Raw genomic sequence first — 24,889 nt, 5'->3', positions numbered from 1 at the left:
ATGTTGAAATATACAGGCAAGATATTGTGTGTTATCGGCTTAATCTTTCTATGGGGCTGCCAAACCAAACACACCACACGCCCCACCCAAGAATTAGCCGCACTCAGAGCCATGCCCGCGCCCACCGAGCAAAGCCTGATCAACCCGGTAAAAGGCCACTCCTTCGACGACAGTTGGCATGCACCGCGTAGCGGCGGCCGCAAACACGAAGGTGTGGATATTTTCGCCAAAACGGGCACGCCGGTACGCAGCACCACCGCAGGCATCGTGACCAAACTCGGCAAAAACCGTTTGGGCGGCAAAGTGATCGGCATACAAGGCCCGGGCGCGTGGCATTACTACGCCCATTTGGACAAATTCGCCAACCGCAAACTTTACCGCCGCGTGAAAGCAGGCGAAGTTATCGGCTATGTCGGTAAAACCGGCAATGCCAAAAACACCCGCCCGCATCTGCATTACGGCGTTTATTTGCCAAGCGGTGCGGTGAATCCTTATCCGTTGATTGATCAGAGTAGATAGGCCGTCTGAAAAATGAAGTGGTTTAAAAACTTTTTTCCCGATTATTCGCGCTTACCCAAAAGCGGTAAGTTTTTAGCATGGCTCACTTTTTTGCAAGGAATGAAGTGGCCGCTTGAATTGATGTTCCAGGCCGTTGTGGCACCGCAAACTTTGGTATGGTGGAATATTCTTATTCTGTTGGCGTTGAGCGGTTTTACTTTGTCGGCAGCATGGAATGCCTTTAAATATAGAATAACAGGCTTTAAACAAATGTTAATCGTGTATGGGCTCGGGTTGATACAAATATATCGTGCCGATGGTTTTTTCTTTGATTTGAGTGGCGTATTAAGGTTTGCTTTCAGCTTCGGCAGTAATGGGAATTCCACCAGCATCAATTTTCTGGCTATTTTATTCATATGGTTAGCTGTAAAAAACATTCAACATATAAAAAACCAACAGGCGGCCGAACCGAGAGTGTCGTCTCCTGAAAAGATTTAAACCAACATGAAACCCTTAAACCTAAACTTCATCTGCCAAACCCTAAACCTCCCGATGCCGTCTGACAACCAAACCGTCAAACGCATCGTTACCGACAGCCGCGATATTCAAAGCGGCGATGTCTTTTTCGCACTGGCGGGCGAACGCTTCGACGCACATGATTTTGTGGCAGACGTATTGGCAAAAGGCGCGCTTGCCGCCGTGGTGTCGCGCGAAGATTGCGCCGCGCTGCCGGGTGCGTTGAAAGTGGCCGATACGCTCAAAGCCCTGCAAGATTTGGCGCGTGCGTGGCGGGAAAATATCAACCCGTTTGTGTTCGGCATCACCGGTTCGTCCGGCAAAACTACCGTCAAAGAAATGCTGGCCGCCGTGTTGCGCCACCGTTTCGGCGAAGAGGCCGTGCTGGCGACGGCGGGCAATTTCAACAACCATATCGGCCTGCCGCTCATTCTGCTCAAGCTCACGCCCGCGCACCGCTATGCCGTGATTGAAATGGGCATGAACCACTTCGGCGAGTTGGCCGAGCTGACCCGCATTGCCAAGCCCGATGTGGCTTTGGTCAACAACGCCCTGCGCGCCCATGTCGGCTGCGGTTTCGACGGTGTGGGCGATATTGCCAAAGCCAAAAGCGAGATTTATCAAGGGCTGGATTCAGACGGCCTCGCCCTGATTCCCTGCCAAGACCCGAATGCCGCTGTTTTCCAAGCCGCAACACAAGGCTTGAAATGCCAAACTTTCGGTGCAGAAGAGGGCGGTATTCACGCGGAAAATATCGTGTTGAACCCGCTTTCCTGCGAATTTGATTTGGTGTGCGGCAACCAGCGCGCCGCCGTCAAACTGCCCGTGCCTGGCAAACACAACGTCCACAACGCCGTGGCCGCCGCCGCGCTCGCCCAAGCAGCCGGATTGAGCCTGCAAGAAATTTCAGACGGCCTTGCCGGTTTTGCCAACATCAAAGGCCGTCTGAATATCAAAAAAGGCATCAAAGGCACAACCGTGCTCGACGATACCTACAACGCCAACCCCGACAGCATGAAAGCTGCCATCGATGTGCTCGCCCAACTCCCCGCCCCGCGCGTGTTCGTGATGGGCGATATGGGCGAACTCGGTGAAGACGAAGCCGCCGCCATGCACGCCGAAGTGGGCGCATACGCACGCAGCAAAGGCATCGAAGCAGCCTATTTTGTCGGCAACGACAGCGCGCACGCGGCTGAAACCTTCGGCGGCAACGGCCTGTGGTTCGCCGACAAAGACCCTCTGATTCAAGTGCTGGCACATGATTTGCCGCAAGAGGCGAATGTGCTGGTAAAAGGCTCGCGCTTTATGAAGATGGAAGAAGTGGTTGAGGCGTTGTTGGATAAGGCCGTCTGAAATCTTCAGACGGCCTGTGTTGAGAAAACAGATACATTCGTAAGTCAATATTTTACAATGAACAAAACACTCAAAACCGTTATTTTCCTCACCGCTCTGGCGGCCGCTTTTTACGCAGGCATGAAATTCCAAGCCCATGTTTATGATGATTTGTGCCTGGATTTGGGCGGTGGCAGGCAGCCGGGCGGTTATCCGATATGTGTGATTGAACGCAACGGTGTGAATTAAGTCTGTATGGCACGCCGACAGGCTTTGATGTTGGGGTGCGGGATTCGGTTGGGCGGTCTGCGCTGCTCTGTTCTGATTTTGTATAATTTGACTGATTCTGCTTAGAAACGGGAGCACCCGCTTTTTTCAGACGGCCTCTTTAATAAAAATATCAATAAAAAAGGAAAGATTTCCATGTTTTTATGGTTAGCTCATTTCAGTGATTGGATTTCTGCGCTAAACGTTTTCCAATACACCACCTTCCGCGCCGTGATGGCGGCGCTGACGGCTTTGGGATTTTCTTTGCTGCTGGGTCCTTGGACCATCCGTAAGCTGACCGAGTTGAAAGTCGGCCAAGCCGTACGTCACGACGGGCCGCAAACCCATTTGATTAAAACCGGTACGCCTACGATGGGCGGATCGCTGATTTTAACGGCGATTACCGTTTCCACGCTGCTATGGGGCAATTGGGCGAATCCGTATATTTGGATTTTGCTGCTGGTGCTGCTGGCTACCGGCGCGCTTGGCTTTTACGACGACTGGCGTAAGGTGGTTTATAAAGATCCGAACGGCGTTTCGGCGCGTTTTAAAATGGTTTGGCAGTCGGCAGTGGCTTTATTTGCCGGCGTGTTTTTGTTTTATATCGCCGGCTTGAGTTCGAGCAGCGCGTTTATCGTGCCGTTTTTCAAACAGATTGCTTATCCTTTGGGCGGTATCGGCTTTATCGTGCTGACGTATTTTGTGATTGTCGGTACGTCGAATGCGGTGAACCTGACTGACGGCTTGGACGGCCTGGCTGCGTTTCCGATTGTGTTGGTCGCCGGCGGCTTGGCTGTGTTTGCCTATGCGAGCGGACACTCCCAATTTGCCGCTTATTTGCAGCTGCCTTATGTGGCCGGTGCGAACGAAGTGGTGATTTTCTGCGCGGCCATGTGTGGAGCGTGTCTCGGTTTCCTTTGGTTTAACGCACATCCGGCACAAGTGTTTATGGGCGATGTGGGCGCGTTGGCTTTGGGTGCGGCATTGGGTACGGTTGCGGTGATTGTCCGCCAGGAAATCGTGCTGTTTATTATGGGCGGTTTGTTTGTGGTGGAAGCCTTGTCGGTAATGCTGCAGGTCGGCTGGTATAAACGCACGAAAAAACGCATTTTCCTGATGGCGCCGATCCACCACCATTACGAGCAAAAAGGCTGGAAGGAAACGCAGGTTGTGGTGCGTTTTTGGATTATTACCATCGTGTTGGTATTGGTGGGTTTGAGTACGCTGAAGATCCGTTGATCAGGCCGTCTGAAAAATAAGGCCGATACGGTAAGGCGTATAAAACACATGGCACATAAAACCATATGCTAAAAACAAGTGCCATGATTGACGGAGAAAACGGATGTTACAGATATTGAGCTTATTGGTTTTTGGCAAACTGCAGGATCACTACGACCGATATCACGCCTGGCAGTGGGCGGTGGCTTATGCCGGATTTACGGCGTTGTGGACGTTGGCCGCTACGGCGAGCTTGTCGGGCATGTTGATAGGTTCGCTGGCGGTCGGGCTTTATGCTTGGGGCTATTTCGCCTTATTGCGCAGGTTTGCCGATAATCTGATGATGTGGCTGTTGGTGTGGGTCAGCGGCGCGTTGCTGCCGTTTGCACTGACTATGAAATTGTTGGCTTAGTAAAAAACGGCTGTCGGAATCAGCTTAAAATAATAAATATAAAAGAAGATAAACAATGAACTGGCAAAACAAAAAAATCCTAGTCGCCGGCTTGGGCGGCACGGGTGTTTCGATGATTGCGTTTTTGCAGCGGCAGGGCGCGCAGGTGGCGGCTTATGATGCCTGTCTGAAAACCGAACGCGAGGCGGAGTTGAAGCAGCGGTTTAACGGCTTGAGCTGCTATACAGGCCGTCTGAACGATGCTTTGGTACACGGTTTCGATATTCTCGCCCTCAGCCCTGGCATCAGCGAGCGCACGCCTGAAATCGAGGCGTTCAAGCAAAGCGGTGGCGTGGTGTTGGGCGACGTGGAAATTCTGGCGCACGAGTTGAAAGGCAAAAGCGACAAAATCATCGCCATCACCGGCAGCAACGGCAAAACCACCGTTACCAGTTTGGTCGGTTATCTGTGCGAAAAATGCGGGCTGGACACCGTGGTGGCGGGCAATATCGGCACGCCCGTGTTGGAAGCCTATATGCAGCGCGGCGGCAAAGCGGCGGACGTGTGGGTGCTCGAGTTATCCAGCTTCCAACTTGAAAACACCGACCATCTTGCCGCCGATGCCGCGGTGGTGCTGAACATTTCCGAAGACCATCTCGACCGCTACGACGACCTGCTCGATTATGCCCACGCCAAAGACAAAATTTTTCGCGGCAGCGGCGTGCAGGTGCTCAATGCCGACGACGCGATGTGCCGCGCCATGAAACGCCCGAACCGCGACATCAAATGGTTTTCGTTGGAAGGGCAGGCCGATTATTGGACGGATGTTCAGACAGGCCGTCTGAAAGCCGGTGCAAACGATTTGCTGGACACCGCCGCCATTCCCCTGCAAGGCTTGCACAACGCGGCGAACGTGTTGGCGGCTTTGGCTTTGTGCGAAGCCGTCGGCCTGCCGCGAACCGAATTGCTGCAACATATTCAAACCTTTAAAGGCTTGCCGCACCGAGTGGAAAAAGTCGGCGAGAAAAACGGCATCACGTTTATCGACGACAGCAAAGGTACCAATGTCGGTGCCACCGCCGCCGCCATTGCCGGTTTGCAAAGCCCGCTGGTGTTGATTGCGGGCGGGCAGGGCAAAGGGCAGGATTTCACGCCCCTGCGAGCCGCGCTGCACAACAAAGCCCGCGCCGTGCTGCTGATCGGTGAGGACGCGCCGCTGATCCGCCGCGATTTGGCCGGCTGCGGTGTGGACTTGATTGACTGCGCAACGCTGGAAGAAGCCGTTCAGACGGCCTACAAGCTGGCACAAAGCGGCGATATCGTTTTGCTCAGCCCGGCTTGCGCGAGCTTCGATATGTTTGAAGGCTATGCGCATCGGGCGCAGGTGTTTGTTGAGGCATTTGAGGCTTTATAAGGTTTTTCAGACGGCCTCAAGCCATATAGGCCGTCTGAAATTATGATGTGAAGGCTGCATTGTGCCAAGATAAGTTTATTGCCGTAAACCAAAGATAAGTCTGCTATCTGTTGCGGCAATTTGCGCTATGATGGCATAAACGACGGGCATAACTTGCTTTTTATGGAAATTGCCGATCATTTTCAGACGGCCTTATGATTGAGGCCGTCTGAAAATTTAAGATTTACCCCTATTTTCACGGCTTTGATGTGTTTGTGCGCAAAGAGAGCGGTTGTGCAGGCCGTTTTGTGCTAATGCTTGCGTGCGTACAGGCGACATTGCTTGAGGCCGTCTGATTTTATTGAAGTCATTTGATCAATTACCGCAAAACAATAATAGAGAAACGTCATGATAACCGAATCGAAAATTTTGGACCGTAAGATTCTGAAAGATGGTTGGAAATACGACCAGTCTTTGCTGTGGATGGTTATCCTGATGTCTGCGTTCAGCCTGCTGATGATTTATTCGGCAACCATTTCTTACGATTCCCATTGGGGTTTTCTGAAAAAACAAGCTATGTTTTTGGCCGGCGGCAGCATTATCGGCTTGGTGGCGGCAAGGTTTCCGATGGCGTTGTGGAAAAAATGGACGCCGTTTATTTTGCTGTTCAGCCTGCTGATGCTGATTGCGGTTTTGCTGTTTGCGGTCAAAGACATTAAGGGCGCGCGGCGTTGGCTGAGTTTCGGTGCGTTCAATGTGCAGCCGACAGAAATGTTTAAGTTGGCGATCATCCTGTATTTATCCAGCTTTTTCGCACGTCGTGCGGAACTGTTGACGCAGTTGAAACTGTCAAAAGTGGCTTGGCCTGCGCTGCCTGTCGGTGCCGGGTTGGGGCTGATTATGTTGCAGCCCGATTTCGGTTCGTTTGTGGTGGTGTCGGTGGTGGCGGTGGGGCTGCTGTTTTTGGCCGGCCTGCCGTGGAAATGGTTTTTTGCCATTATCTGCTTCGGTTTGGTTACGATGGCCGGCCTGATTGTGATGGCGCCTTACCGTATGGCGAGGGTGGCGGCGTTTATGGATCCTTGGGAAGATCCGATGGGCAAGGGTTATCAACTGACCCATTCGTTGATGGCGATTGCGCGCGGCGAGTGGTTCGGTGTCGGCTTGGGTGCCAGCTTGGAGAAGCGTTTTTATCTGCCTGAAGCGCATACTGACTTTATTTTGGCGATTGTCGGCGAGGAATTCGGCTTTTTCGGCTTGAGTATGCTGGTATTTTGTTATGGCTGGCTGGTCTGGCGTGCGTTTTCCATCGGCAAACAGGCTTTGGATTTGGAGTTGAGTTTCAATGCGTATGTGGCAAAAGGCATCGGTATTTGGATCGGTATCCAGAGTTTTTTCAATATCGGTGTGAATATCGGGATGCTGCCGACCAAAGGTTTGACGTTGCCGTTGATGTCCTACGGCGGTTCGTCTTTGGTGATGATGTTGCTGGCGGTAGCGCTGCTGCTGCGGGTCGATTATGAAAACCGCCTGAAAATGCGCGGTTATAAGGTTCAAGACTAGAGTTGGAGGGTGGCCGGAATGGGCGGAAAAACATTTATGTTGATGGCAGGCGGTACCGGCGGGCATATTTTCCCGGCATTGGCGGTTGCCGAAGCGCTGCGCGGACGCGGTCATCATGTGATTTGGTTGGGCAGCGAAGGGGCGATGGAAACCCGTATTGTGCCGCAACACGATATTCTGTTGGAAACGCTGGCGATTAAAGGCGTGCGCGGCAACGGTTGGAAGCGCAAGCTGATGTTGCCGTTTACATTGTGGAAAACCGTTCAGGCGGCTTTGAAAATCATCAAAAAGCACCGTGTGGACGGTGTAATCGGTTTCGGCGGTTTTGTGACTTTTCCCGGCGGCGTGGCGGCGAAAATCGCCGGTATTCCGATTGTGATTCATGAGCAGAATGCGATTGCCGGGTTGGCCAACAAGCAGCTTTCGCGTTGGGCTGCCAGAGTATTGTATGCGTTTCCGCAAGTGTTTGATAATCCGGACGGCTTGGTCGGCAATCCCGTGCGTGCGGACATTGCCAATCTGCCTGAGCCCGAACAACGCTTTGCCGGCAGACAAGGCCGTCTGAAAATCTTGGTAATGGGCGGCAGCTTGGGCGCGGATATCTTAAATAAGACTGTGCCGCAGGCATTGGCTTTATTGCCGGAAGCGCAGCGTCCGACCGTGTACCATCAGTCGGGTAGAAACAAATTGGGTAATTTGCAGGCGGATTACGATTCGCTCGGCGTGCAGGCCGAATGTGTCGAGTTTATCGACGATATGGTATCGGCTTACCGTGATGCCGATTTGGTGATCTGCCGTGCCGGAGCGTTGACGGTTGCCGAGTTGACGGCGGCGGGTTTGGGCGCGCTGTTGGTGCCGTATCCCCATGCGGTTGACGATCATCAAACTGCAAATGCGCGTTTTATGGTGCATTCGCAGTCCGGTTTGCTGTTGCCGCAATCCCAGCTTACGGCTGAAAAGCTGTCTGAAGTTTTGGGCGGGTTGACGCGCGAAACGTGTTTGGAATGGGCGAAAAACGCGCGTACGCTGGCTTTGCCGCACAGCGCGTCGGATGTTGCGGAAGCGGCTGTGCATACGGTTTCTTGAGAAAAAAGAACAATATTAAGTATTTGAATCAGGCCGTCTGAAAAATATTCGATGCCGTTTGGGTAGCCGCAGTGTCGTGCGGAATCCTTTACATTAAAATCGTGGTATATATTATTGCAGCCCTTTACAATAACGCTTTTGCGCGGACAACAATAATTTTATCGGAACAGAAATCATGAAAAACAGAGTACGCAATATTCATTTTGTAGGTATCGGCGGTTCGGGTATGAACGGAATTGCCGAAGTTTTGCACAATTTAGATTTTAAAGTATCCGGTTCCGATCAGGCGCAGAGCGCAGTTACCCGCCATTTGAGCGGATTGGGTGTCCGCGTGTATTACGGACACGCCGCAGAGAATGTAACCGATGCGGATGTTGTGGTTACGTCGACTGCAGTCAAGGCCGACAATCCCGAAGTGGTTGCGGCGCGTGAAAGAAAAATTCCCGTTATTCCCCGAGCGTTGATGCTGGCAGAATTGATGCGCTTCAAAGACGGCATTGCTATTGCCGGTACGCACGGTAAAACCACCACGACCAGTTTGACGGCTTCCATTTTGGCTGCCGCAGGTTTGGATCCCACTTTCGTAATCGGCGGTAAATTGACTGCCGCCGGTACCAATGCGCGCTTGGGCACGGGTGAGTATATCGTTGCCGAAGCCGACGAATCGGACGCTTCTTTCTTGCACTTAACGCCCATCATGTCGGTTGTAACCAATATCGATACCGACCACATGGACACCTACGACCACAGCGTTGAAAAGCTGCATCAGGCGTTTGTAACCTTTATCCACCGTATGCCTTTTTACGGTAAAGCATTTCTCTGTATCGACAGCGAACATGTGAGGGCGATTGTACCGCGCATCAGCAAGCCTTTTGCCACTTACGGCTTGGACGATTCGGCCGATATTTATGCTTCCGATGTCCGTGCCAACGGTGCACAAATGTGGTTTACCGTTCATGTGAAAGACGGCAGCCTCGAGCCGTTTGAAGTGCGTTTGAATATGCCCGGCCGTCATAATGTGTTGAATGCGTTGGCTGCAATCGGCGTGGCCTTGGAAGTAGGGGCTTCGGTTGAAGCCATCCAACAGGGATTGGCAGGATTTGCCGGGGTGGGCAGACGTTTCCAGTCTTACGGCGAACTGTCTTTACCTTCAGGCGGCAAGGCTTTACTGATCGACGATTACGGTCATCATCCTGCTGAAATGGAAGCAACTTTATCGGCAGCCAGAGGCGCATATCCCGATAACCGTTTGGTATTGGCATTCCAGCCGCACCGCTACACCCGAACCCGCGATTTGTTTGAAGACTTCGTTAAAGTGTTGAGCACGGCCGACAGTGTGGTGTTGACTGAGGTTTATGCCGCCGGTGAAGAACCGATTAATGTTGCCGATTCGCGCGCATTGACGCGTGCCATCCGTGTGCTGGGCAAGCTTGAGCCGATTTATTGCGAAGATGTCAATGCGTTGCCGCAAACTTTGTTGAATGTTTTGCAGGACGGTGATGTGTTGCTGACTATGGGGGCGGGCAGTATTAACAAAGTGCCTCAGGCTTTGGTTGATTTGTGCCAAAAACCATAATGAAACAGAGGGCCTTTCAGTTTGAGGCCGTCTGAAAAAAGAAAGAAGTATTTTAAAATGAACGATTTTGGCAAAGTAGCAGTATTAATGGGCGGTTTCTCCAGCGAGCGCGAGGTGTCGTTGGCAAGCGGTGCCGCCATTGTCGAAGCTTTGAGAAGCAAAGGTGTTGACGCCCATGCCTTTGACCCTAAAGAAATGCCGTTAAGTGAATTGAAAACACAAGGTTTTCAGACGGCCTTTAATATATTGCACGGAACATACGGTGAAGACGGTGCGGTTCAAGGTGCGCTTGAGTTGCTGGGCATTCCCTATACCGGAAGCAAAGTTGCCGCTTCTGCCATCGGTATGGACAAATACCGCTGTAAATTGATTTGGCAAGCCTTGGGGCTGCCTGTTCCGGAATTTGCCGTTTTACGTGATGACAGCGATTTTGAGGCGGTGGAAAAGAAACTGGGATTGCCGATGTTTGTCAAACCTGCTGCGGAAGGCAGCAGTGTCGGTGTGGTTAAAGTTAAAGAACCGGGCCGTCTGAAAGCCGTTTACGAGGAATTGAAGCATTTGCAAGGTGAAGTGATTGCCGAGCGGTTTGTCGGCGGCGGCGAATACTCCTGTCCGGTGTTGCACGGCAAAGGCATGCCCAGCATCCGCATTATCCCGGCAACGGAATTTTATGATTACGAAGCCAAGTATAACCGTAACGACACCGTGTATCAGTGTCCTTCGGATTTGAACGAAGCGGATGAAGCCTTGATGCGCGATTTGGCAGCCAGAGGTGCTGAAGCCATCGGTGCGGAGGGATGCTCAAGAATGGATTTTCTGAAAGATGAAAACGGCAAGCTCTATCTTTTGGAGATCAATACGCTGCCCGGTATGACCAGTCACAGCCTGGTGCCTAAATCCGCCGCCGTTACCGGTATGGGCTTTGCAGATTTGTGTTTAGAGATTTTAAAGACAGCTCATGTGGGATAATGCAAGCGCTATGGCGCGCATGATCGGTTGGTTGAAGCTGCTGACGGTTTTGATATTGCTGTCGGCAGGCGGTGTGTGGTTATATAACTCGCCTTATTTTCCGATCAAGCAGGTTAAAATCGAGGGAGATTTGCAGAGGGTCGGCAGCAAGCAGCTGCAGACGATTGCGCAGAAATATATTCGCGGAAATATTTTTAAGGCAGATTTGAACGGCGCGCAAGAAGCATTTCAAAGTTTGCCGTGGATTCAGAGCGCATTGGTCCGCCGCCGTCTGCCGGATACGGTGGAAATTATTTTGGAAGAACATGTTCCGGTAGCGCGTTGGAATAAATCCGGTTTGGTTGACGAGCAAGGTAAGATTTTTCAAGCACCGACAGATGAGCACTTTCCCCGTTTTGAAGGCAACAGTGAATCGGCAGGAGATATGGTGCGCCATTACCACCTGTTTCAAACCACTTTGAAGCCGTTGGGGCTGAAAATTGCCGAGTTACAGCATACGCCACGTTCGGCATGGTCGTTGGTTTTGGAAAGCGGTTTGGTCATACGCTTGGGACGCACAGACGAAGTAGAGCGCTTGGAGCGGTTTGTACAGGTTTGGCCTTCGGTACTGCGTCAGAACAAAGAACGCTTGGAATATGTCGATATGCGTTATAAAGACGGTTTTTCAGTGCGTTACCGTCCGCAGCAGGCCGGAGAAGGAATGCCGTCTGAAAATCATTCGGATGAATGATGCAGAATAAAGTTCACAGTAATATGAAAATGAATGGGATAGCATGGTAAAAGGTAAATATATCAGTGCATTGGATATCGGCACTTCCAAGGTTATCGCCTTAATCGGCGAGGTGCAGGAAGACAACGAAATTCATATCGTCGGCTTGGGACAGGCACCTTCGCGCGGTTTGAAAGCCGGCATGGTGACCAATATTGATGCAACTGCTCAAGCTATCAAACAAGCGGTTAATGAAGCCGAATTGATGGCGGATTGCAGAATCGAAAGCGTGACAACCGGTATTGCGGGCAACCATATCCGCAGTTTCAATTCTCAAGGTGTGGTAAAAATCAAAGACGGCGAAGTTTCGCAAGCGGATATCGACCGTGCGATTGAAACCGCTAAGGCCGTGAATATTCCGCCTGACCACAATATTTTGCATACCGTTGTTCAAGAATATATCATTGATAATCAACCGGGCGTGAAAGAGCCCATCGGTATGAGCGGTGTGCGGTTGGATACGCGCGTTCATATTATTACCGGCGCGATGACTGCTTTGCAGAACATTAATAAGTGCGTGGAACGCTGCGGCTTGGAAATGGATCAAATCATGCTGCAGCCGCTGGCCAGCGGTCAGGCCGTCTTAACAGAAGATGAAAAAGATTTGGGCGTGTGCGTGATCGATATCGGTGGCGGTACGACAGATATCGCCGTTTATACCAACGGTGCCATCCGCCATACTGCCGTGATTCCCGTGGCCGGAGATTTGATTACCAAAGATTTGGCCCAAGCATTGCGTACTCCGCATAATGCGGCCGAGTATATTAAGATCAATCACGGTGCGGCTATTCCGACTTTGGACGGTTTGGACGAAATGGTGGAAGTGCCGAGCGTCGGTGATCGTCAGCCTCGTCAGATTTCACGCCGGGTATTGGCCAGTGTTATCGGTCCGCGTGTGGAAGAAATTTTGGAATTGACGCTTAATGAATTGCGTCGTTCGGGCTTTCCGGAAGATGTGTTGACTTCGGGAGTGGTCTTGACCGGTGGCGCCTCGTTGCTGACGGGTATTGTGGAATTGGCCGAAGATGTGTTCGGTTTGCCGGCGCGTATCGGTGTTCCTCAGGAAATGGCAGGTGTTTCGGAGCGCATCCGGAATCCGAGATATGCAACTGTGATCGGTTTGCTGCAAACTGCTTGCGGTGATGTCGACGGTAATTCTTCAGGTAGTGCAATCGTCATGAAAGAGCGCAAGGAAAGCCTGTTGGCAAGAATTACAGAGTGGTTGAGAAATACATTTTAAAATAAACGTAAAGTTGTAAGAAGGTTTTTGCCAGCGGTTTCACGCATCTTATATAATATAAGGCTGGAAATTGAGTTAATTTGCCCGTACTTCGCAGGGCGCAGAGGAGTAGTTCATGGAATTGGTTTATGATTTGGAACCCGCCGCAAGCCCTGCGGTAATTAAGGTTATCGGTATCGGCGGCGGCGGTTGCAATGCCATCAACAATATGATTGAAAACACTGTTCAAGGTGTTGAATTTATCAGTGCGAATACTGATGCACAGTCTTTGAGCAAAAATAGTGCGACAAAACGCATTCAGTTGGGTACCAACCTGACCAAAGGCTTGGGCGCAGGTGCGAACCCGGAAATCGGTCGTGCTGCTGCACAAGAAGAACGTGAAACTATTGCAGAAGCGATTCGTGGTGCAAATATGCTGTTTATTACGACTGGCATGGGTGGCGGTACGGGTACCGGTGCAGCGCCGGTTGTGGCTGAGATTGCCAAAGAGTTGGGTATTTTGACTGTGGCCGTTGTAACCCGTCCTTTCAGCCATGAAGGAAAACGTATCAGTATTGCTCAGGAAGGCTTGGATCACTTGAAGAGCCAAGTGGATTCCCTGATTGTGATTCCGAACGATAAATTAATGACGGCTTTAGGCGAAGATGTAACTGTTCGCGAAGCATTCCGTGCCGCTGATAACGTGTTGCGTGATGCGGTAGCCGGCATTTCCGAGGTGGTTACCCGCCCCGGTTTCATTAACCTGGACTTTGCCGACGTACGTAATGTGATGGGTATTATGGGTATGGCCATGATGGGCTCGGGTTTTGCGCAAGGTATCGACCGTGCGCGCCTGGCTACAGAAAATGCCATTTCCAGTCCTCTGTTGGATGATGTGACATTGGACGGTGCGCGCGGTGTTTTGGTAAACATCACTACTGCTCCGGGTTGCTTGAAAATGTCTGAATACCGTGAAATTATGAGAGTGGTGGATGAATACGCCCATCCGGATGCCGAACGTAAATACGGAACGGCTGAAGATGAAAACATGGAAGAAGATGCTATCCGGGTTACGATTATTGCCACCGGTTTGAAAGAGCATGGTGGAGTGCAGTCTCATATCCGTTCTGGTCGTGTATTGGATGTTGAACGTTCTCCTGGTTTGGAAGGCTTGCTGGTTTCCGGACGCGGTTCGCGCAGCATGAATCTGACTGCTTCTGATTTTTCCAACCAGTCTGTTTTAGATGATTTTGAAATTCCGGCAGTGTTGCGCAGACAGCAAGACTAAAGCTTAGGTTTCGATACCGGCCTGCATAGAAAGTGCAGGCCGTTTTACATTGAGGCCGTCTGAAAATTAATATGCATTGTGTATGCAGGGAAGCGAAAAGGGGTAAATTGCTTTACAATGCAGGGCACATTGGGAAATAACTGTATTTATGGATAACGAGATTTCAACGCAGGTAAACGGCAATGACTGTTTGATATTGGGGCAGTACGCGGAGCGCGCGTATTTGGAATATGCCATGAGCGTGGTTAAGGGAAGAGCCTTGCCCGAAGTTTCAGACGGCCAAAAGCCGGTTCAGCGCCGTATTTTGTATGCGATGCGTGATATGGGCTTGGTTTCGGGGGCGAAGCCGGTTAAATCTGCGCGTGTTGTGGGGGAAATTCTCGGTAAGTACCATCCTCATGGCGACAGTTCCGCTTATGAAGCGATGGTGCGTATGGCGCAGGATTTCACTTTGCGTTATCCGTTAATCGACGGTATCGGTAATTTTGGTTCGCGAGACGGAGACGGGGCAGCTGCTATGCGTTACACCGAAGCACGTTTGACGCCGATTGCCGAGTTGCTGTTGTCTGAAATCAATATGGGTACGGTGGATTTTGCACCTAACTATGACGGTGCATTTACAGAACCCGTGTCATTGCCTGCGCGTTTGCCTATGGTGTTATTGAACGGAGCATCCGGCATTGCCGTAGGCTTGGCAACGGAAATACCTTCACATAATTTAAATGAAGTTACCCAAGCTGCCATTGCATTACTGAAAAAGCCGTCTTTGGAAACTGTTGATTTGATGCAGTATGTTCCTGCTCCGGATTTTGCCGGCGGCGGACAGATTATTACGTCCGGCGGGGATTTGCGGCAGATGTATGAAACCGGCAAGGGTAGTGTGCGCGTCAGAGCGCGTTATGAGGTTGAAAAGCTGGCACGCGGCCAATGGCGCGTGGTGGTGTCGGAATTGCCGCCCAATACCAGTGCCCAAAAAATCTTGTCGGAAATCGAAGAGCAAACCAACCCCAAGCCAAAAGCCGGTAAAAAACAATTGAGCCAGGATCAGTTGAATACGAAAAAATTGATGCTGGATCTGATTGAAAAGGTAAGGGATGAAAGCGACGGACAACATCCGGTGCGTTTGGTGTTCGAGCCTAAGTCCAGCCGTATCGAGCCAGAAAGTTTCATGAATACTTTGATGGCACAAACCGGCTTGGAGGGCAATGTTCCGGTTAACCTGGTGATGATGGGTTTGAATGGCCGGCCGGCGCAAAAGAATCTGAAAACGATTTTGCAGGAATGGCTCGAATACCGTGTAACAACGGTAACACGCCGTCTGAAATTCCGATTGGAGCAGGTGGAAAAGCGTATCCATATTCTGGAAGGCCGGATGACGGCGTTTCTGCATATCGATGAAGTGATCCGTGTCATCAGGGAGTCGGACGAACCGAAAACAGAGTTGATGGCGGCATTCGGATTAAGCGATATCCAAGCGGAAGATATTTTGGAAATCCGCCTGCGTCAATTGGCTCGTTTGGAAGGTTTCAAGCTGGAAAAAGAACTGAATGACTTGCAGGAAGAAAGAGGCCGTTTGAATATCTTATTGGCTGATGAAAATGAAAAACGTAAGTTGATCATCAAAGAAATGCAGTCGGATATGAAGCAATACGGCGACGAACGCCGTACTTTGGTCGAAGCCGCCGAACGTGCCACTCTGACCCAAGCGACCGCAGACGAGCCGGTAACCGTGATTCTCTCCAATAAAGGTTGGATACGCAGCCGTGCAGGCCATCATTTGGATTTGAGCCAAACGGTTTTCAAAGAAGGCGACGGTTTGAAACAGACATTGGAAACCCGTACGGTTTGGCCGGTTGTGGTTTTGGATTCCAAAGGCCGGACTTATACTTTGGATGCAGCAGATATTCCGGGAGGAAGGGGAGACGGTGTGCCGGTTTCTTCTTTGATCGAATTGCAGGCTGATGCGGAAGTAGTGGCGATGCTGACCGGTACGCCAGAGCAGCTCTATCTGTTTAGTAACAGCGGTGCTTACGGATTCATCGTAAAACTGGGCGATTTGGTCGGCCGTGTCAAAGCAGGTAAGGCTGTGATGAGCTTGGAAGACGGGGAGAAGGTTTTGCCGCCGGTTGCGGTTTATGCCTCTTCTTTGATTAATCCCGATTGTAAAGTTGTAACGGTATCGGCCGAAAACAGATTGCTGGCCTTCCCGGTCGGCGAGCTGAAAGTAATGTCAAAAGGTCGGGGATTACAGCTGATGAGCTTGAATGAGGGCGATGCCTTGAGCCATATCAGCGTGATGTCCGTGCCTGAGTTTGTAGTGGAAAGTGTTGGCCGACGCGGTGCATTGCATAAAGACAGATTGCGTATTTGTGATATTGAAAACAAGCGTGGCAGGAAAGGCAAGGTTTTGGATTTGGCAGGCCGTCTGAAAAATATTATGCCTTCGGATTAACCGTATGTTTGAAACCGGCAGATGAATGTGCTTTTGATGCCGGCTCTAAAAGCAAAAACGGTGTGAAAGGAAAGATAAGGTACGGTAACGGTGAAGCAGAAATAAAGTTTATTTGCGGTAGCAATTCTGTTTAATTAGGTTATTATATATCTGTTGATAAATGGTTAAATAAAAGAAGCGGTTTGGGAAGGCGTAAAAAGCATGAGTAGAGATAAAGCGGTTCTCTATAAAAACTGGGATGGTCAAGGCGAAAAAATATCCGGACTGGTTAACATCGCGCGGATAGCTATTGTTTTGTCGCTGCTGGTTTTCCAAGGGCTGGGAAACTATGCGGACGGCGGTTTCGTATCTACCGCTTTTTTCTCTTTCGAATTCTATTTGTGGCTGTCAGCTTATGCGGCCATTATTATTGTCAGCATTCTTAATCCGACTTGGCAGAGTCGGGAAAACGATTTGCCTAGCGCTTGGGTGGTCGTCGATATTACGATGATCATGTGGCTTGTGTATATCGCAGGCGGTATCAACAGCGGTTTGGGCGTGTTGGTGCTGCCGTTTGTGGTAACGTCATGCTTAATCAGTGCCGGCAGGTATCCGCTGTTATACGGCAGTTATACGACGATGCTGCTGCTGGTCAATCTTTTGGCTAACGGAGACATGCAGGGCAGTCCGGCTTCCTGGAATGTGACTGCGGTTGTGATGGCTGCGTTTTTATCGGGCGCCAGCTTTTTGGTTGCGGCATTAACGGCTTTTTTGGCTTCTTACTTGCAGGAGGCAACTGAGTCAGCCAACGAAAACCAACAGGCATATCGACGGGTGAGCGGTTTGAACCGTTTGGTTTTAAACAGGGTGCAGGAAGCCGTCGTGGTTTTGGATACCGAGCAGACTGTATGGTTGTTTAACCGACAGGCGAAAACATATTTTCCCGATTTGGAAATTGACCGCCAGCATAATGTGTTCGGAGAATTAATCGAACAATGGCAGCAGCAGCCCGACCGTGTATTCGAAATCGATATTCATATTTACCAACATGCCATGCATGTCCGTGCCGTGCCGCTGATTCAGGAAGATACCGAATTATTGATGTTGTATATCCGTTCTTTGAGGGAAGTTGCTGCGGAAGTGATGTCGACAAAACTGGCCTCTCTGGGTCAGCTGACGGCCAATCTGGCACATGAAATCAGAAATCCCATGTCGGCCATACGTCATGCCAACGATTTGCTGCAAGAAGATGATATGGATCCGACAAAAGTCAAATTGCATAATATTATCGACAGCAATATCGGTAGAATTGATAAAATGTTGGAAGACATTTCTTTGATTAACAAGCGCGATAGCTTAAGCAAAGAAACGGTCAACATTATGAAGTTCTGGTTGGCATTCAAGCAGGAGTTTATTTTGAATAACCCTGCCGCGTCAGGCTGCATACATTTGAACATGGAACGGAGTAATTTGAGTGTGGCCGTCGATTCTATGCACTTGCAGCAGATTATGTGGAACCTGTGCAATAACGCGTGGCGGCACAGCAAGAAAGACGCTCAAGCCATCATGATTGCCGTGAAAGCAAGCGGACGCATGCATGTATCGATTTTGGTAATGGACAGTGGCATGGGCGTGCCGCCGGATATCCGGACACGTTTGTTCGAGCCTTTCTTTACAACGGAAAAACGCGGCACGGGTTTGGGTTTGTATGTGGCGCGTGAATTGGCTCATGCCAATATGGGCCAGCTCCACTACCATCCGGAAATGAACGGTTTCGAATTGATTTTACCGAGGGATTACAATGAATAAAGCAAGTCTGCAAAATCCGGTGCTGGTAGTGGATGATGAGGCTGATATTCGCGATTTGATGGAAATGACCCTATTGAAAATGGGGTTGCAGGTTCAGACGGCCGTCGGTGTGGAAGATGCCAAAGAAAAGTTGGCCAACAACGATTATGCTTTGGTTTTGACCGATATGCGGATGCCGGACGGTTCGGGTTTGGAAGTGGTGAACCATATCAATGAGTTGGAATTGGACATTCCTGTGGCAGTCATTACGGCTTACGGCAATGCCCATCAAGCGGTAGAAGCCTTGAAAGCCGGTGCTTTTGATTATCTGCAAAAACCGATTACTTTGTCCCAATTGCGCTCGCTGGTTAAATCTGCGGTAAAAATCAATGAAATTCCCGATAACCAAACCGTTCCCCATCCGCCGACACCGACGGTAATCGAAAAATTGGCTGCCGCAACGCTGCCGCTTCCCGATCCGCCTTTTGTTTCCTCGACAGGTATTGCCAATCCGCGGGTGGCGCGTAAGTCTCCACCAGCCAGAATCGATAAACCCATCGGCGTACCTGAAGGTCTGCGTTCGTTGAAAGAGCGGTTTGTCAGTACGCCTACGGATTTGTCGGGAGACAATGCGGAATTCGGTGAAGACGACATGCCCAGATTATTGGGTATGTCGCCGCAAATGGTTGAAGTTCGGAGTTTGATCCGCCGTTTGTCGAAAAGCACTGTGCCGGTTTATATCGCCGGTGAATCGGGTACGGGTAAAGAACAGGCCGCTTGTACGATTCACGAATTGTCCGACAGAGCAGATAAGCCTTTTATTGCCGTAAACTGCGGCGCAATTCCGGAAAACTTAATGGAAAGCGAATTTTTCGGCTACAAAAAAGGCAGTTTTACCGGTGCGGACAGCGACAGACTGGGTTTTTTCCAGCATGCGCACGGCGGAACGCTGTTTCTGGACGAAGTGGCGGACTTGCCCCTGTCTATGCAGGTTAAGTTATTGCGTGCGATTCAAGAAAAAGCCGTACGCCGTATCGGTGAAGCCAATGAGACTTCAGTTGATGTGCGGATTATCTGTGCGACGCATAAGAATCTGGAAAAGCTGGTTGAAGCGGGTAAATTCCGCCAAGACTTATATTACCGCCTAAATGTGGTTTCCATTACTATGCCGCCTTTGCGGGAAATGCGTGAAGATTTAGGCCGTCTGATTTTGCGCCTGCTTTATAAGTACCGCAACGGCAATATTCTCTATAAGCTTAGCCCGAAAGCACAGGATGCCTTGCTGCATTACAGCTATCCCGGCAATTTCCGCGAACTGGAAAATATTTTGGAGCGTGCGGTTGCGCTGACAGTCGGAACGGTGATTCAAACCGATGATTTGCAGCTGCATACTTTATCCTCCATGCATGAAGATGAAGAGTTTTCGGAGCGGTCGGGTATAGCACAGCAGGTTGCAGATTCAGTGCATGCGAGCGGCCCCGTTCCGGATTTTGTTTTGGGTAAAACCCAAATCCAAGATTATTTGGATCAGGTGGAGCGCATCATTCTCGAACAGGCTTTGCAGCAGACCCGTTATAACCGCACTCAAGCGGCGAAATTACTGGGTATCAGTTTCCGTTCCATGCGTTACCGCATGGAGCGCTTGGACGTGCAGTAAATAACATGAATTTTGCAGATTAATTTTTTCAGACGGCCTGATTTCATGAGGCCGTCTGAATTATTTTGGAAAGACCTAAAAAATGACTGTGTTTTACATTTCTGATGCCATGCCGGAGAGCGCGGTAGAAACGGCAGTCCGATTCGGATTAGAGACAGTGGCTGATGAGCCGGAAACCGGAGAATATTTATCGGCAGATTCAGACGGCATTTTTCTAGCCAGAGTCGGAGAAAAAGGTAAAGTCAGGGTGGATTTTGCCGGAGGAGCCGCACAATACCGTCGTTTGAAAGGCGGTGGGGAGCTGATTGCCAAAGCGGTTAACCATACTGTCCAACCGACTGTGTGGGACGGTACAGGCGGCTTGGGGCGCGATGCGTTCGTATTGGCTTCTTTGGGATTGCAGGTTACTGTTTTTGAACAGCACCCTGCCGTTGCCTGCTTGTTGGCAGACGGTTTGCAGCGTGCGGCGCAAAGCATTGAAACGGCGGATATTGTCGAAAGAATACGCCTGTATGTCGGTAATACTTGTGAAAAAATGCCCGAATTGGCTGCCCAAACAGATAGGCCGGATGTGGTTTATCTGGATCCCATGTATCCCGAACGGCAAAAATCAGCAGCCGTAAAGAAAGAAATGGCGTATTTTCACGGCTTGGTGGGTACTCAGCAACAAGAAGCCGAGCTGTTGGCGGCGGCGAAACAGATTGCCAAAAAGCGTGTGGTTGTAAAACGTCCGCGTTTGGGTGGGTTTTTAAACGGGGAGCGCCCTGCTTATCAATACACAGGGAAAAGTACGCGTTTTGACGTGTATTTACCCGATCATCCGCAAAAAGATTGAATTGTTTTGCGCCATGTCATTTAAATTTTTTAATACTGTGGTATATTTACTGCTTTCATTATTTTCCATCTAATCATAAAGCTTTTCTATGAACCCCCAACCATCTTTTAGACTTTTGACGCAGGAAGAACTAGACCGGCTGTGGGCTGTGGTACAGGAGCAGTTTGTGTTCGACAGCACGGGCTGGACGCCCTTGTGGTTGAACGGCATACGTTTGGGTTTGCTTGATGACCGATGGCGAGACCTATTGATGCAGGATTGGACAGGCCGTCTGAAAAATAACGAACAAGGTTTGTTTTTGGAAACGGACGGTTGGTTGGAAATGGCCGACAGTTTGCAAAGCATAACGCAAAATTGGCATAGATTGGGTTTGTTTGGCGGATGGAGAAATGAAAAATTCGATGTCGAAGATCACGACGGCAATATTTTATTCAGTTTGGAACGCTCGGCCTTCCGCCCTTTGGGTCTCTGCAGTAAAGCCGTACATGTTAACGGTTTGACGGAAGAAAACGGAGAGTGGAAGTTTTGGATCGGCCGCCGCAGCCGTTTTAAAGCGGTGGATCCCGACAAGCTTGATAATTTGGTCGGAGGCGGTGTGGCAGACGGCGAAAGCATTTTGGCAGCTATGCACAGAGAGGCTTGGGAAGAGGCGGGATTGTCGGAAAATATCTTGCCGACTACCGAAAATTGTAGCCGGAGAATGAGTGTTCGTAAGGTCTCACGCGGATTGCATATGGAAAAACTGTACATTTTTGATATAGTGTTGCCAGAAAGAAACAAACCTGATAATCAAGATGGTGAAGTTTCTGAGTTTTTCCTAATGGGCTTAGATGAAGTGGTTGAAGCGATGACAAGCCGTTTGTTTATGAATGATGCCATGCTGGCAACCCTTGATTTGCTTGAAAGGCTCGGTGTTTTAGGATATTGTCATAATTTATCGAAATGGTTGAAATCGACTTCTGTTTAAACAAGGCTTTATCTTTACTAAACCAACATTTACATATACTTAATTTGTTAGTATTTTAGTTAAATTGAAAAGCGATACAATAGACAGATAGGTGGCGACAGATTTGGTAAATATGTGAATAATAATATCGCTTTATGATTCGCATTGGAAAGTCTGTGTTAATTTATACGGTTAAGAAAAGATTAGCCTGAGAAGGGAGAAGGTTACCATGAGTATCCATTCCAAACATGCATCTATTAATATTAGTTTGATTCAAGCCCGCGAAGCTTTGATGGTACAATTCAGGCCGATTCTGAATAATGCCGGTATTACCGAGCAGCAATGGCGTATTATCCGTCTGCTGGCAGAAAACGGGACATTGGATTTTCAGGATTTGGCAGCTCAAGCCTGTATTCTGCGTCCCAGTCTGACCGGTATTCTGACCAGATTGGAAAAAACGGGATTGGTTGTCCGTTTGAAACCTTCAAACGACCAACGCCGCGTGTATTTAAAGCTGACCGGAGATGGTGAAAAGCTGCACGGCAGCATCCGTGCGGAAGTTGACGAGCGCTATGATGCGATTGAAGGTGTTTTTTCGAAAGACAAATTGCACAAGTTGCAGGAATTGCTGGCCGAGTTGGCGGGTATCGGTCAACGGCTCGATCCTGAAGCTTATTAGAAATAACGAAGATAAGAATGACCGACACACTACCTGAAAATTTGCAGCAGCAGTTCCGTAATGCTATGGCTTCGTGTGCCGCAGGCGTTCATGTGATTACGACTGACGGCGCGGCAGGGCGCTACGGAATTACCATGACGGCGGTGGCGCCGGTAACTGACGAGCCTCCAACGGTTATGTTGTGCATTAACAGGAAGTCGGCCATTATTCCGGTTTTGGAAGAAAATCAGGCTTTGTGTATTAATGTTTTGTCAGCCAAGCAGCAAGATGTGGCGGAACATTTTGCCGGGATTACTAAGCTCTCGCCGGAAGAGCGTTTTGAGTATCATATTTGGCACCGCGGCCGCTTGGGGCAGCTGCAGGTTGAAGGCGCATTGGCGCATCTGCACGGTCAGGTTGTGGCGCAACACGAAGTCGGAACGCATAGGGTATTCTATGTGGAAATGAATGAAATCCACGTGTGCGCCCAAGTGGATAATCCGGCGCTACTGTATTTTAGAAGAAGGTTTCGGGATTTGGCCTGATGAGTCGCAAGCTGCCTGTGGGCAGCTTTCTTTCTGCAAGCGTGCGTAACGGGTTATAATGCCCACGCACAAGATGCATCTATATTGCAAACCCACTTAAACTTTTGCTGCTTTTGCCGTGCCGTTTTCAGGTATCGGCACATTCACAGGCATTAAAATAAAGCGGTTTGCCATAAAACATCAGGAAGTGAAAGGAATACCTACCGTGAGCGAGTTGGACAAAATATTGGCGTTTAACCGGGAGTTTGTCGATTCCGGCGAATATGCCCAGTTCTTCAGCAACAAATATCCAGAAAAAGAATTGGCTATTTTGTCGTGCATGGATGCGCGTATGGTGGAATTGCTGCCTAGGGCTTTGGGTTTGAAAAACGGTGATGCCAAGCTGATCAAGAATGCCGGTGCGTTGGTAACGCATCCTTGGGGTTCGGTAATGCGCAGCTTGTTGGTGGCGGTATTCGAGCTGAAAGTAAAAGAAATTATGGTGATTGCGCACCATGACTGCGGTATGCGCGGTTTGAATCCGGAAAAGTTTTTGAAGCGCACGCACGAGCACGGCATTCCCGATGACAGGGTGGTGACTTTGCGTAACGCCGGTATCGATTTGGACGGTTGGCTGACCGGTTTCGATAACGTGGAAGACAGTGTGCGCCATACGGTGAGCATTATCCGCCGCCATCCGTTGATGCCTGCCGAGATTGCGGTACACGGTTTGGTGATTCATCCCGCTACCGGAAAATTGACGGTTGTGGTGGACGGTAAAACGGAATGTGCGGTTGCGCCGCAGTAAAAAAACGGGCTGTTTTTCAGACGGCCTCAATAACGGAATAGGTGTGGTATGAAAAAAATCGGTTTGTTCGGCGGTACCTTCAATCCTTTTCACAACGGACACTTTGCGATTGCGCAGGCGTTTGCCGATGAAGTGGGATTGGATATGGTGGTGTTGCTGCCGGCCGGCAATCCTTACCACAAGGAAGATCCGACCGGCGTTTCCGCGCAGCACCGCTTGGAAATGACGGCACTGGCCGCCGAAGCCGATGAGCGTTTTGCAGTAAGCGACTGCGATATTGTGCGTGAAGGCAAAACCTATACGTTCGACACCGTGCAGGTATTCCGCCAGCAGTTTCCGTCGGCAGAATTGTGGTGGCTGATGGGCATGGACAGCCTATTGCAACTGCATACTTGGCACAAATGGCAGACATTGGTGAAGCAGGTAAACATTGCTGTGGCGGCGCGTCAAGACAGCCATTTGAGTCAGGCACCGCAGGCTCTGCACGCCTGGTTGGGCAATGCTTTGCAGGACGGCTCGCTGAAGCTGCTGCAAACGCCGATGTACAACATCAGCTCTACAGAAATCCGGGAAGCGGTATGCACAGGCCGAGATACGGGCGGCGTTTTAGACAGAAAAGTCGAACAATATATCAGGCAACATCATTTATACCGTTGATTTTTCAGACGGCCTCCAAACGACACAAAGGCCGTCTGAAAAAACGGAGATGTTTACACACAGATTTAATTTTGAAACAGGAAAGAAGTATGAACGAACAAGAATTACAAGATTTGCAAAAGATGGTTGAAATTTCCGTGAACGCTTTGGAAGACATCAAAGCCAAAGACATTTCCGTATTGGAAACGCAGGAAAAAACCTCATTGTTTGCCCGCATGATTATAGCCAGCGGCGACAGCAGCCGCCAAGTGCGCGCGTTGGCCAACAATGTGGCGGTGGATTTGAAAGAAGCCGGTTTTGAAATCCTGAGTACAGAAGGTCAGGACAGCGGAGAATGGGCTTTGGTGGATGCAGGCGACTTGGTGGTGCATGTGATGCTGCCTGCCGTGCGCGATTTTTACGATATCGACACTTTGTGGGGCGGAGAGAAGCCTTCTTTCCACGAAGGTGCCAACAAACCTTGGCATGCGGCGGACAACTGATTCCGCACATTGCAGAGG

Annotated in this window: 24 protein-coding genes; all 24 read left to right on the top strand. The window is 50.0% G+C overall.

The genetic code is table 11. The features are described 5' to 3' along the window. Positions 1–519 (top strand): M23 family metallopeptidase, encoded by a 519-nt coding sequence (locus EL309_RS04915; protein ID WP_193777276.1) that lies wholly within the window; start codon positions 1–3, stop codon positions 517–519. A 12-nt stretch (positions 520–531) separates the two neighbouring features. Continuing rightward, on the top strand, positions 532–996 hold the full coding sequence (locus EL309_RS04910) for a hypothetical protein (protein WP_004283226.1): 465 nt from the start codon (positions 532–534) through the stop codon (positions 994–996). Positions 997–1,002: 6 nt separating this feature from the next. After that, positions 1,003–2,367, top strand: coding sequence for a UDP-N-acetylmuramoyl-tripeptide--D-alanyl-D-alanine ligase (locus tag EL309_RS04905; protein WP_040669666.1), 1,365 nt, complete (start codon positions 1,003–1,005; stop codon positions 2,365–2,367). A gap of 57 nt (positions 2,368–2,424) precedes the next feature. Further along, complete coding sequence (locus EL309_RS10685) at positions 2,425–2,595, top strand: hypothetical protein (RefSeq protein WP_004283224.1); 171 nt, start codon at positions 2,425–2,427, stop codon at positions 2,593–2,595. Between the two features lie 174 nt (positions 2,596–2,769). Beyond that, positions 2,770–3,852, top strand: a complete 1,083-nt coding sequence (gene mraY, locus EL309_RS04900) for a phospho-N-acetylmuramoyl-pentapeptide-transferase (RefSeq protein WP_004283223.1) — start codon at positions 2,770–2,772, stop codon at positions 3,850–3,852. A gap of 103 nt (positions 3,853–3,955) precedes the next feature. After that, positions 3,956–4,243, top strand: a complete 288-nt coding sequence (locus EL309_RS04895; protein ID WP_004283221.1) for a hypothetical protein — start codon at positions 3,956–3,958, stop codon at positions 4,241–4,243. 55 nt (positions 4,244–4,298) lie between these two features. Further along, positions 4,299–5,636, top strand: coding sequence for a UDP-N-acetylmuramoyl-L-alanine--D-glutamate ligase (murD, locus tag EL309_RS04890; protein WP_004283220.1), 1,338 nt, complete (start codon positions 4,299–4,301; stop codon positions 5,634–5,636). 387 nt (positions 5,637–6,023) lie between these two features. Beyond that, complete coding sequence (gene ftsW, locus EL309_RS04885; protein ID WP_004283219.1) at positions 6,024–7,178, top strand: putative lipid II flippase FtsW; 1,155 nt, start codon at positions 6,024–6,026, stop codon at positions 7,176–7,178. 18 nt (positions 7,179–7,196) lie between these two features. Continuing rightward, positions 7,197–8,264, top strand: coding sequence for an undecaprenyldiphospho-muramoylpentapeptide beta-N-acetylglucosaminyltransferase (gene murG, locus EL309_RS04880; protein ID WP_004283218.1), 1,068 nt, complete (start codon positions 7,197–7,199; stop codon positions 8,262–8,264). Positions 8,265–8,436: 172 nt separating this feature from the next. After that, a complete protein-coding gene (gene murC, locus EL309_RS04875; RefSeq protein WP_036494709.1) occupies positions 8,437–9,840 on the top strand; it encodes a UDP-N-acetylmuramate--L-alanine ligase in 1,404 nt (467 codons plus the stop codon). A gap of 57 nt (positions 9,841–9,897) precedes the next feature. Next, entirely contained in the window at positions 9,898–10,809 is a 912-nt protein-coding gene (locus EL309_RS04870) for a D-alanine--D-alanine ligase (protein WP_004283216.1), read from the top strand. Then, a complete protein-coding gene (locus EL309_RS04865; protein ID WP_004283215.1) occupies positions 10,799–11,539 on the top strand; it encodes a cell division protein FtsQ/DivIB in 741 nt (246 codons plus the stop codon). Before EL309_RS04870 ends, EL309_RS04865 begins: the two co-directional genes overlap by 11 nt. A gap of 43 nt (positions 11,540–11,582) precedes the next feature. Continuing rightward, entirely contained in the window at positions 11,583–12,818 is a 1,236-nt protein-coding gene (gene ftsA, locus EL309_RS04860) for a cell division protein FtsA (RefSeq protein ID WP_004283214.1), read from the top strand. A 115-nt stretch (positions 12,819–12,933) separates the two neighbouring features. Next, the gene (ftsZ, locus tag EL309_RS04855; RefSeq protein WP_004283213.1) at positions 12,934–14,085 is read left to right on the top strand and encodes a cell division protein FtsZ; all 1,152 of its coding nucleotides are present in this window, start codon (positions 12,934–12,936) and stop codon (positions 14,083–14,085) included. A gap of 148 nt (positions 14,086–14,233) precedes the next feature. Then, positions 14,234–16,537: a DNA topoisomerase IV subunit A gene (gene parC, locus EL309_RS04850; RefSeq protein ID WP_004283212.1), complete on the top strand. Its 2,304-nt coding sequence runs from the start codon at positions 14,234–14,236 to the stop codon at positions 16,535–16,537. A gap of 201 nt (positions 16,538–16,738) precedes the next feature. Then, positions 16,739–18,325 (top strand): ATP-binding protein, encoded by a 1,587-nt coding sequence (locus EL309_RS04845; RefSeq protein ID WP_004283210.1) that lies wholly within the window; start codon positions 16,739–16,741, stop codon positions 18,323–18,325. Continuing rightward, on the top strand, positions 18,318–19,961 hold the full coding sequence (locus tag EL309_RS04840) for a sigma-54-dependent transcriptional regulator (protein ID WP_004283209.1): 1,644 nt from the start codon (positions 18,318–18,320) through the stop codon (positions 19,959–19,961). Before EL309_RS04845 ends, EL309_RS04840 begins: the two co-directional genes overlap by 8 nt. A gap of 82 nt (positions 19,962–20,043) precedes the next feature. Continuing rightward, the gene (locus EL309_RS04835; RefSeq protein ID WP_004283208.1) at positions 20,044–20,796 is read left to right on the top strand and encodes a class I SAM-dependent methyltransferase; all 753 of its coding nucleotides are present in this window, start codon (positions 20,044–20,046) and stop codon (positions 20,794–20,796) included. An 88-nt stretch (positions 20,797–20,884) separates the two neighbouring features. Beyond that, complete coding sequence (locus EL309_RS04830; protein WP_232014435.1) at positions 20,885–21,763, top strand: NUDIX hydrolase; 879 nt, start codon at positions 20,885–20,887, stop codon at positions 21,761–21,763. Positions 21,764–21,971: 208 nt separating this feature from the next. Further along, positions 21,972–22,421, top strand: coding sequence for a homoprotocatechuate degradation operon regulator HpaR (gene hpaR / locus EL309_RS04825; RefSeq protein WP_004283206.1), 450 nt, complete (start codon positions 21,972–21,974; stop codon positions 22,419–22,421). 17 nt (positions 22,422–22,438) lie between these two features. Next, complete coding sequence (hpaC, locus tag EL309_RS04820) at positions 22,439–22,945, top strand: 4-hydroxyphenylacetate 3-monooxygenase, reductase component (protein ID WP_004283205.1); 507 nt, start codon at positions 22,439–22,441, stop codon at positions 22,943–22,945. A 205-nt stretch (positions 22,946–23,150) separates the two neighbouring features. Then, positions 23,151–23,732 (top strand): beta-class carbonic anhydrase, encoded by a 582-nt coding sequence (locus tag EL309_RS04815; protein WP_036494712.1) that lies wholly within the window; start codon positions 23,151–23,153, stop codon positions 23,730–23,732. 48 nt (positions 23,733–23,780) lie between these two features. After that, positions 23,781–24,389 carry a nicotinate (nicotinamide) nucleotide adenylyltransferase gene (gene nadD, locus EL309_RS04810; RefSeq protein ID WP_004283203.1) on the top strand — a complete coding sequence of 203 codons (609 nt, stop codon included), beginning with the start codon at positions 23,781–23,783 and terminating at the stop codon, positions 24,387–24,389. Between the two features lie 89 nt (positions 24,390–24,478). Further along, positions 24,479–24,871 carry a ribosome silencing factor gene (gene rsfS / locus EL309_RS04805; protein ID WP_004283202.1) on the top strand — a complete coding sequence of 131 codons (393 nt, stop codon included), beginning with the start codon at positions 24,479–24,481 and terminating at the stop codon, positions 24,869–24,871. The last annotated feature ends 18 nt before the right edge of the window (positions 24,872–24,889 follow it).

The sequence above is a fragment of the Neisseria weaveri genome (assembly GCF_900638685.1).
In the GTDB taxonomy this organism is placed as follows: Bacteria; Pseudomonadota; Gammaproteobacteria; order Burkholderiales; family Neisseriaceae; genus Neisseria; species Neisseria weaveri.
This window is presented reverse-complemented; position numbering and strand designations above follow the sequence as displayed.

Bases quoted from the DNA above. Each gene is read 5' to 3' on its own strand.
- EL309_RS04915 (WP_193777276.1), top strand. From the start codon at position 1: ATGTTGAAATATACAGGCAAGATATTGTGTGTTATCGGCTTAATCTTT.
- EL309_RS04910 (WP_004283226.1), top strand. From the start codon at position 532: ATGAAGTGGTTTAAAAACTTTTTTCCCGATTATTCGCGCTTACCCAAA.
- EL309_RS04905 (WP_040669666.1), top strand. From the start codon at position 1,003: ATGAAACCCTTAAACCTAAACTTCATCTGCCAAACCCTAAACCTCCCG.
- EL309_RS10685 (WP_004283224.1), top strand. From the start codon at position 2,425: ATGAACAAAACACTCAAAACCGTTATTTTCCTCACCGCTCTGGCGGCC.
- mraY (WP_004283223.1), top strand. From the start codon at position 2,770: ATGTTTTTATGGTTAGCTCATTTCAGTGATTGGATTTCTGCGCTAAAC.
- EL309_RS04895 (WP_004283221.1), top strand. From the start codon at position 3,956: ATGTTACAGATATTGAGCTTATTGGTTTTTGGCAAACTGCAGGATCAC.
- murD (WP_004283220.1), top strand. From the start codon at position 4,299: ATGAACTGGCAAAACAAAAAAATCCTAGTCGCCGGCTTGGGCGGCACG.
- ftsW (WP_004283219.1), top strand. From the start codon at position 6,024: ATGATAACCGAATCGAAAATTTTGGACCGTAAGATTCTGAAAGATGGT.
- murG (WP_004283218.1), top strand. From the start codon at position 7,197: ATGGGCGGAAAAACATTTATGTTGATGGCAGGCGGTACCGGCGGGCAT.
- EL309_RS04870 (WP_004283216.1), top strand. From the start codon at position 9,898: ATGAACGATTTTGGCAAAGTAGCAGTATTAATGGGCGGTTTCTCCAGC.
- EL309_RS04865 (WP_004283215.1), top strand. From the start codon at position 10,799: ATGTGGGATAATGCAAGCGCTATGGCGCGCATGATCGGTTGGTTGAAG.
- ftsA (WP_004283214.1), top strand. From the start codon at position 11,583: ATGGTAAAAGGTAAATATATCAGTGCATTGGATATCGGCACTTCCAAG.
- ftsZ (WP_004283213.1), top strand. From the start codon at position 12,934: ATGGAATTGGTTTATGATTTGGAACCCGCCGCAAGCCCTGCGGTAATT.
- parC (WP_004283212.1), top strand. From the start codon at position 14,234: ATGGATAACGAGATTTCAACGCAGGTAAACGGCAATGACTGTTTGATA.
- EL309_RS04845 (WP_004283210.1), top strand. From the start codon at position 16,739: ATGAGTAGAGATAAAGCGGTTCTCTATAAAAACTGGGATGGTCAAGGC.
- EL309_RS04840 (WP_004283209.1), top strand. From the start codon at position 18,318: ATGAATAAAGCAAGTCTGCAAAATCCGGTGCTGGTAGTGGATGATGAG.
- EL309_RS04835 (WP_004283208.1), top strand. From the start codon at position 20,044: ATGACTGTGTTTTACATTTCTGATGCCATGCCGGAGAGCGCGGTAGAA.
- EL309_RS04830 (WP_232014435.1), top strand. From the start codon at position 20,885: ATGAACCCCCAACCATCTTTTAGACTTTTGACGCAGGAAGAACTAGAC.
- hpaR (WP_004283206.1), top strand. From the start codon at position 21,972: ATGAGTATCCATTCCAAACATGCATCTATTAATATTAGTTTGATTCAA.
- hpaC (WP_004283205.1), top strand. From the start codon at position 22,439: ATGACCGACACACTACCTGAAAATTTGCAGCAGCAGTTCCGTAATGCT.
- nadD (WP_004283203.1), top strand. From the start codon at position 23,781: ATGAAAAAAATCGGTTTGTTCGGCGGTACCTTCAATCCTTTTCACAAC.
- rsfS (WP_004283202.1), top strand. From the start codon at position 24,479: ATGAACGAACAAGAATTACAAGATTTGCAAAAGATGGTTGAAATTTCC.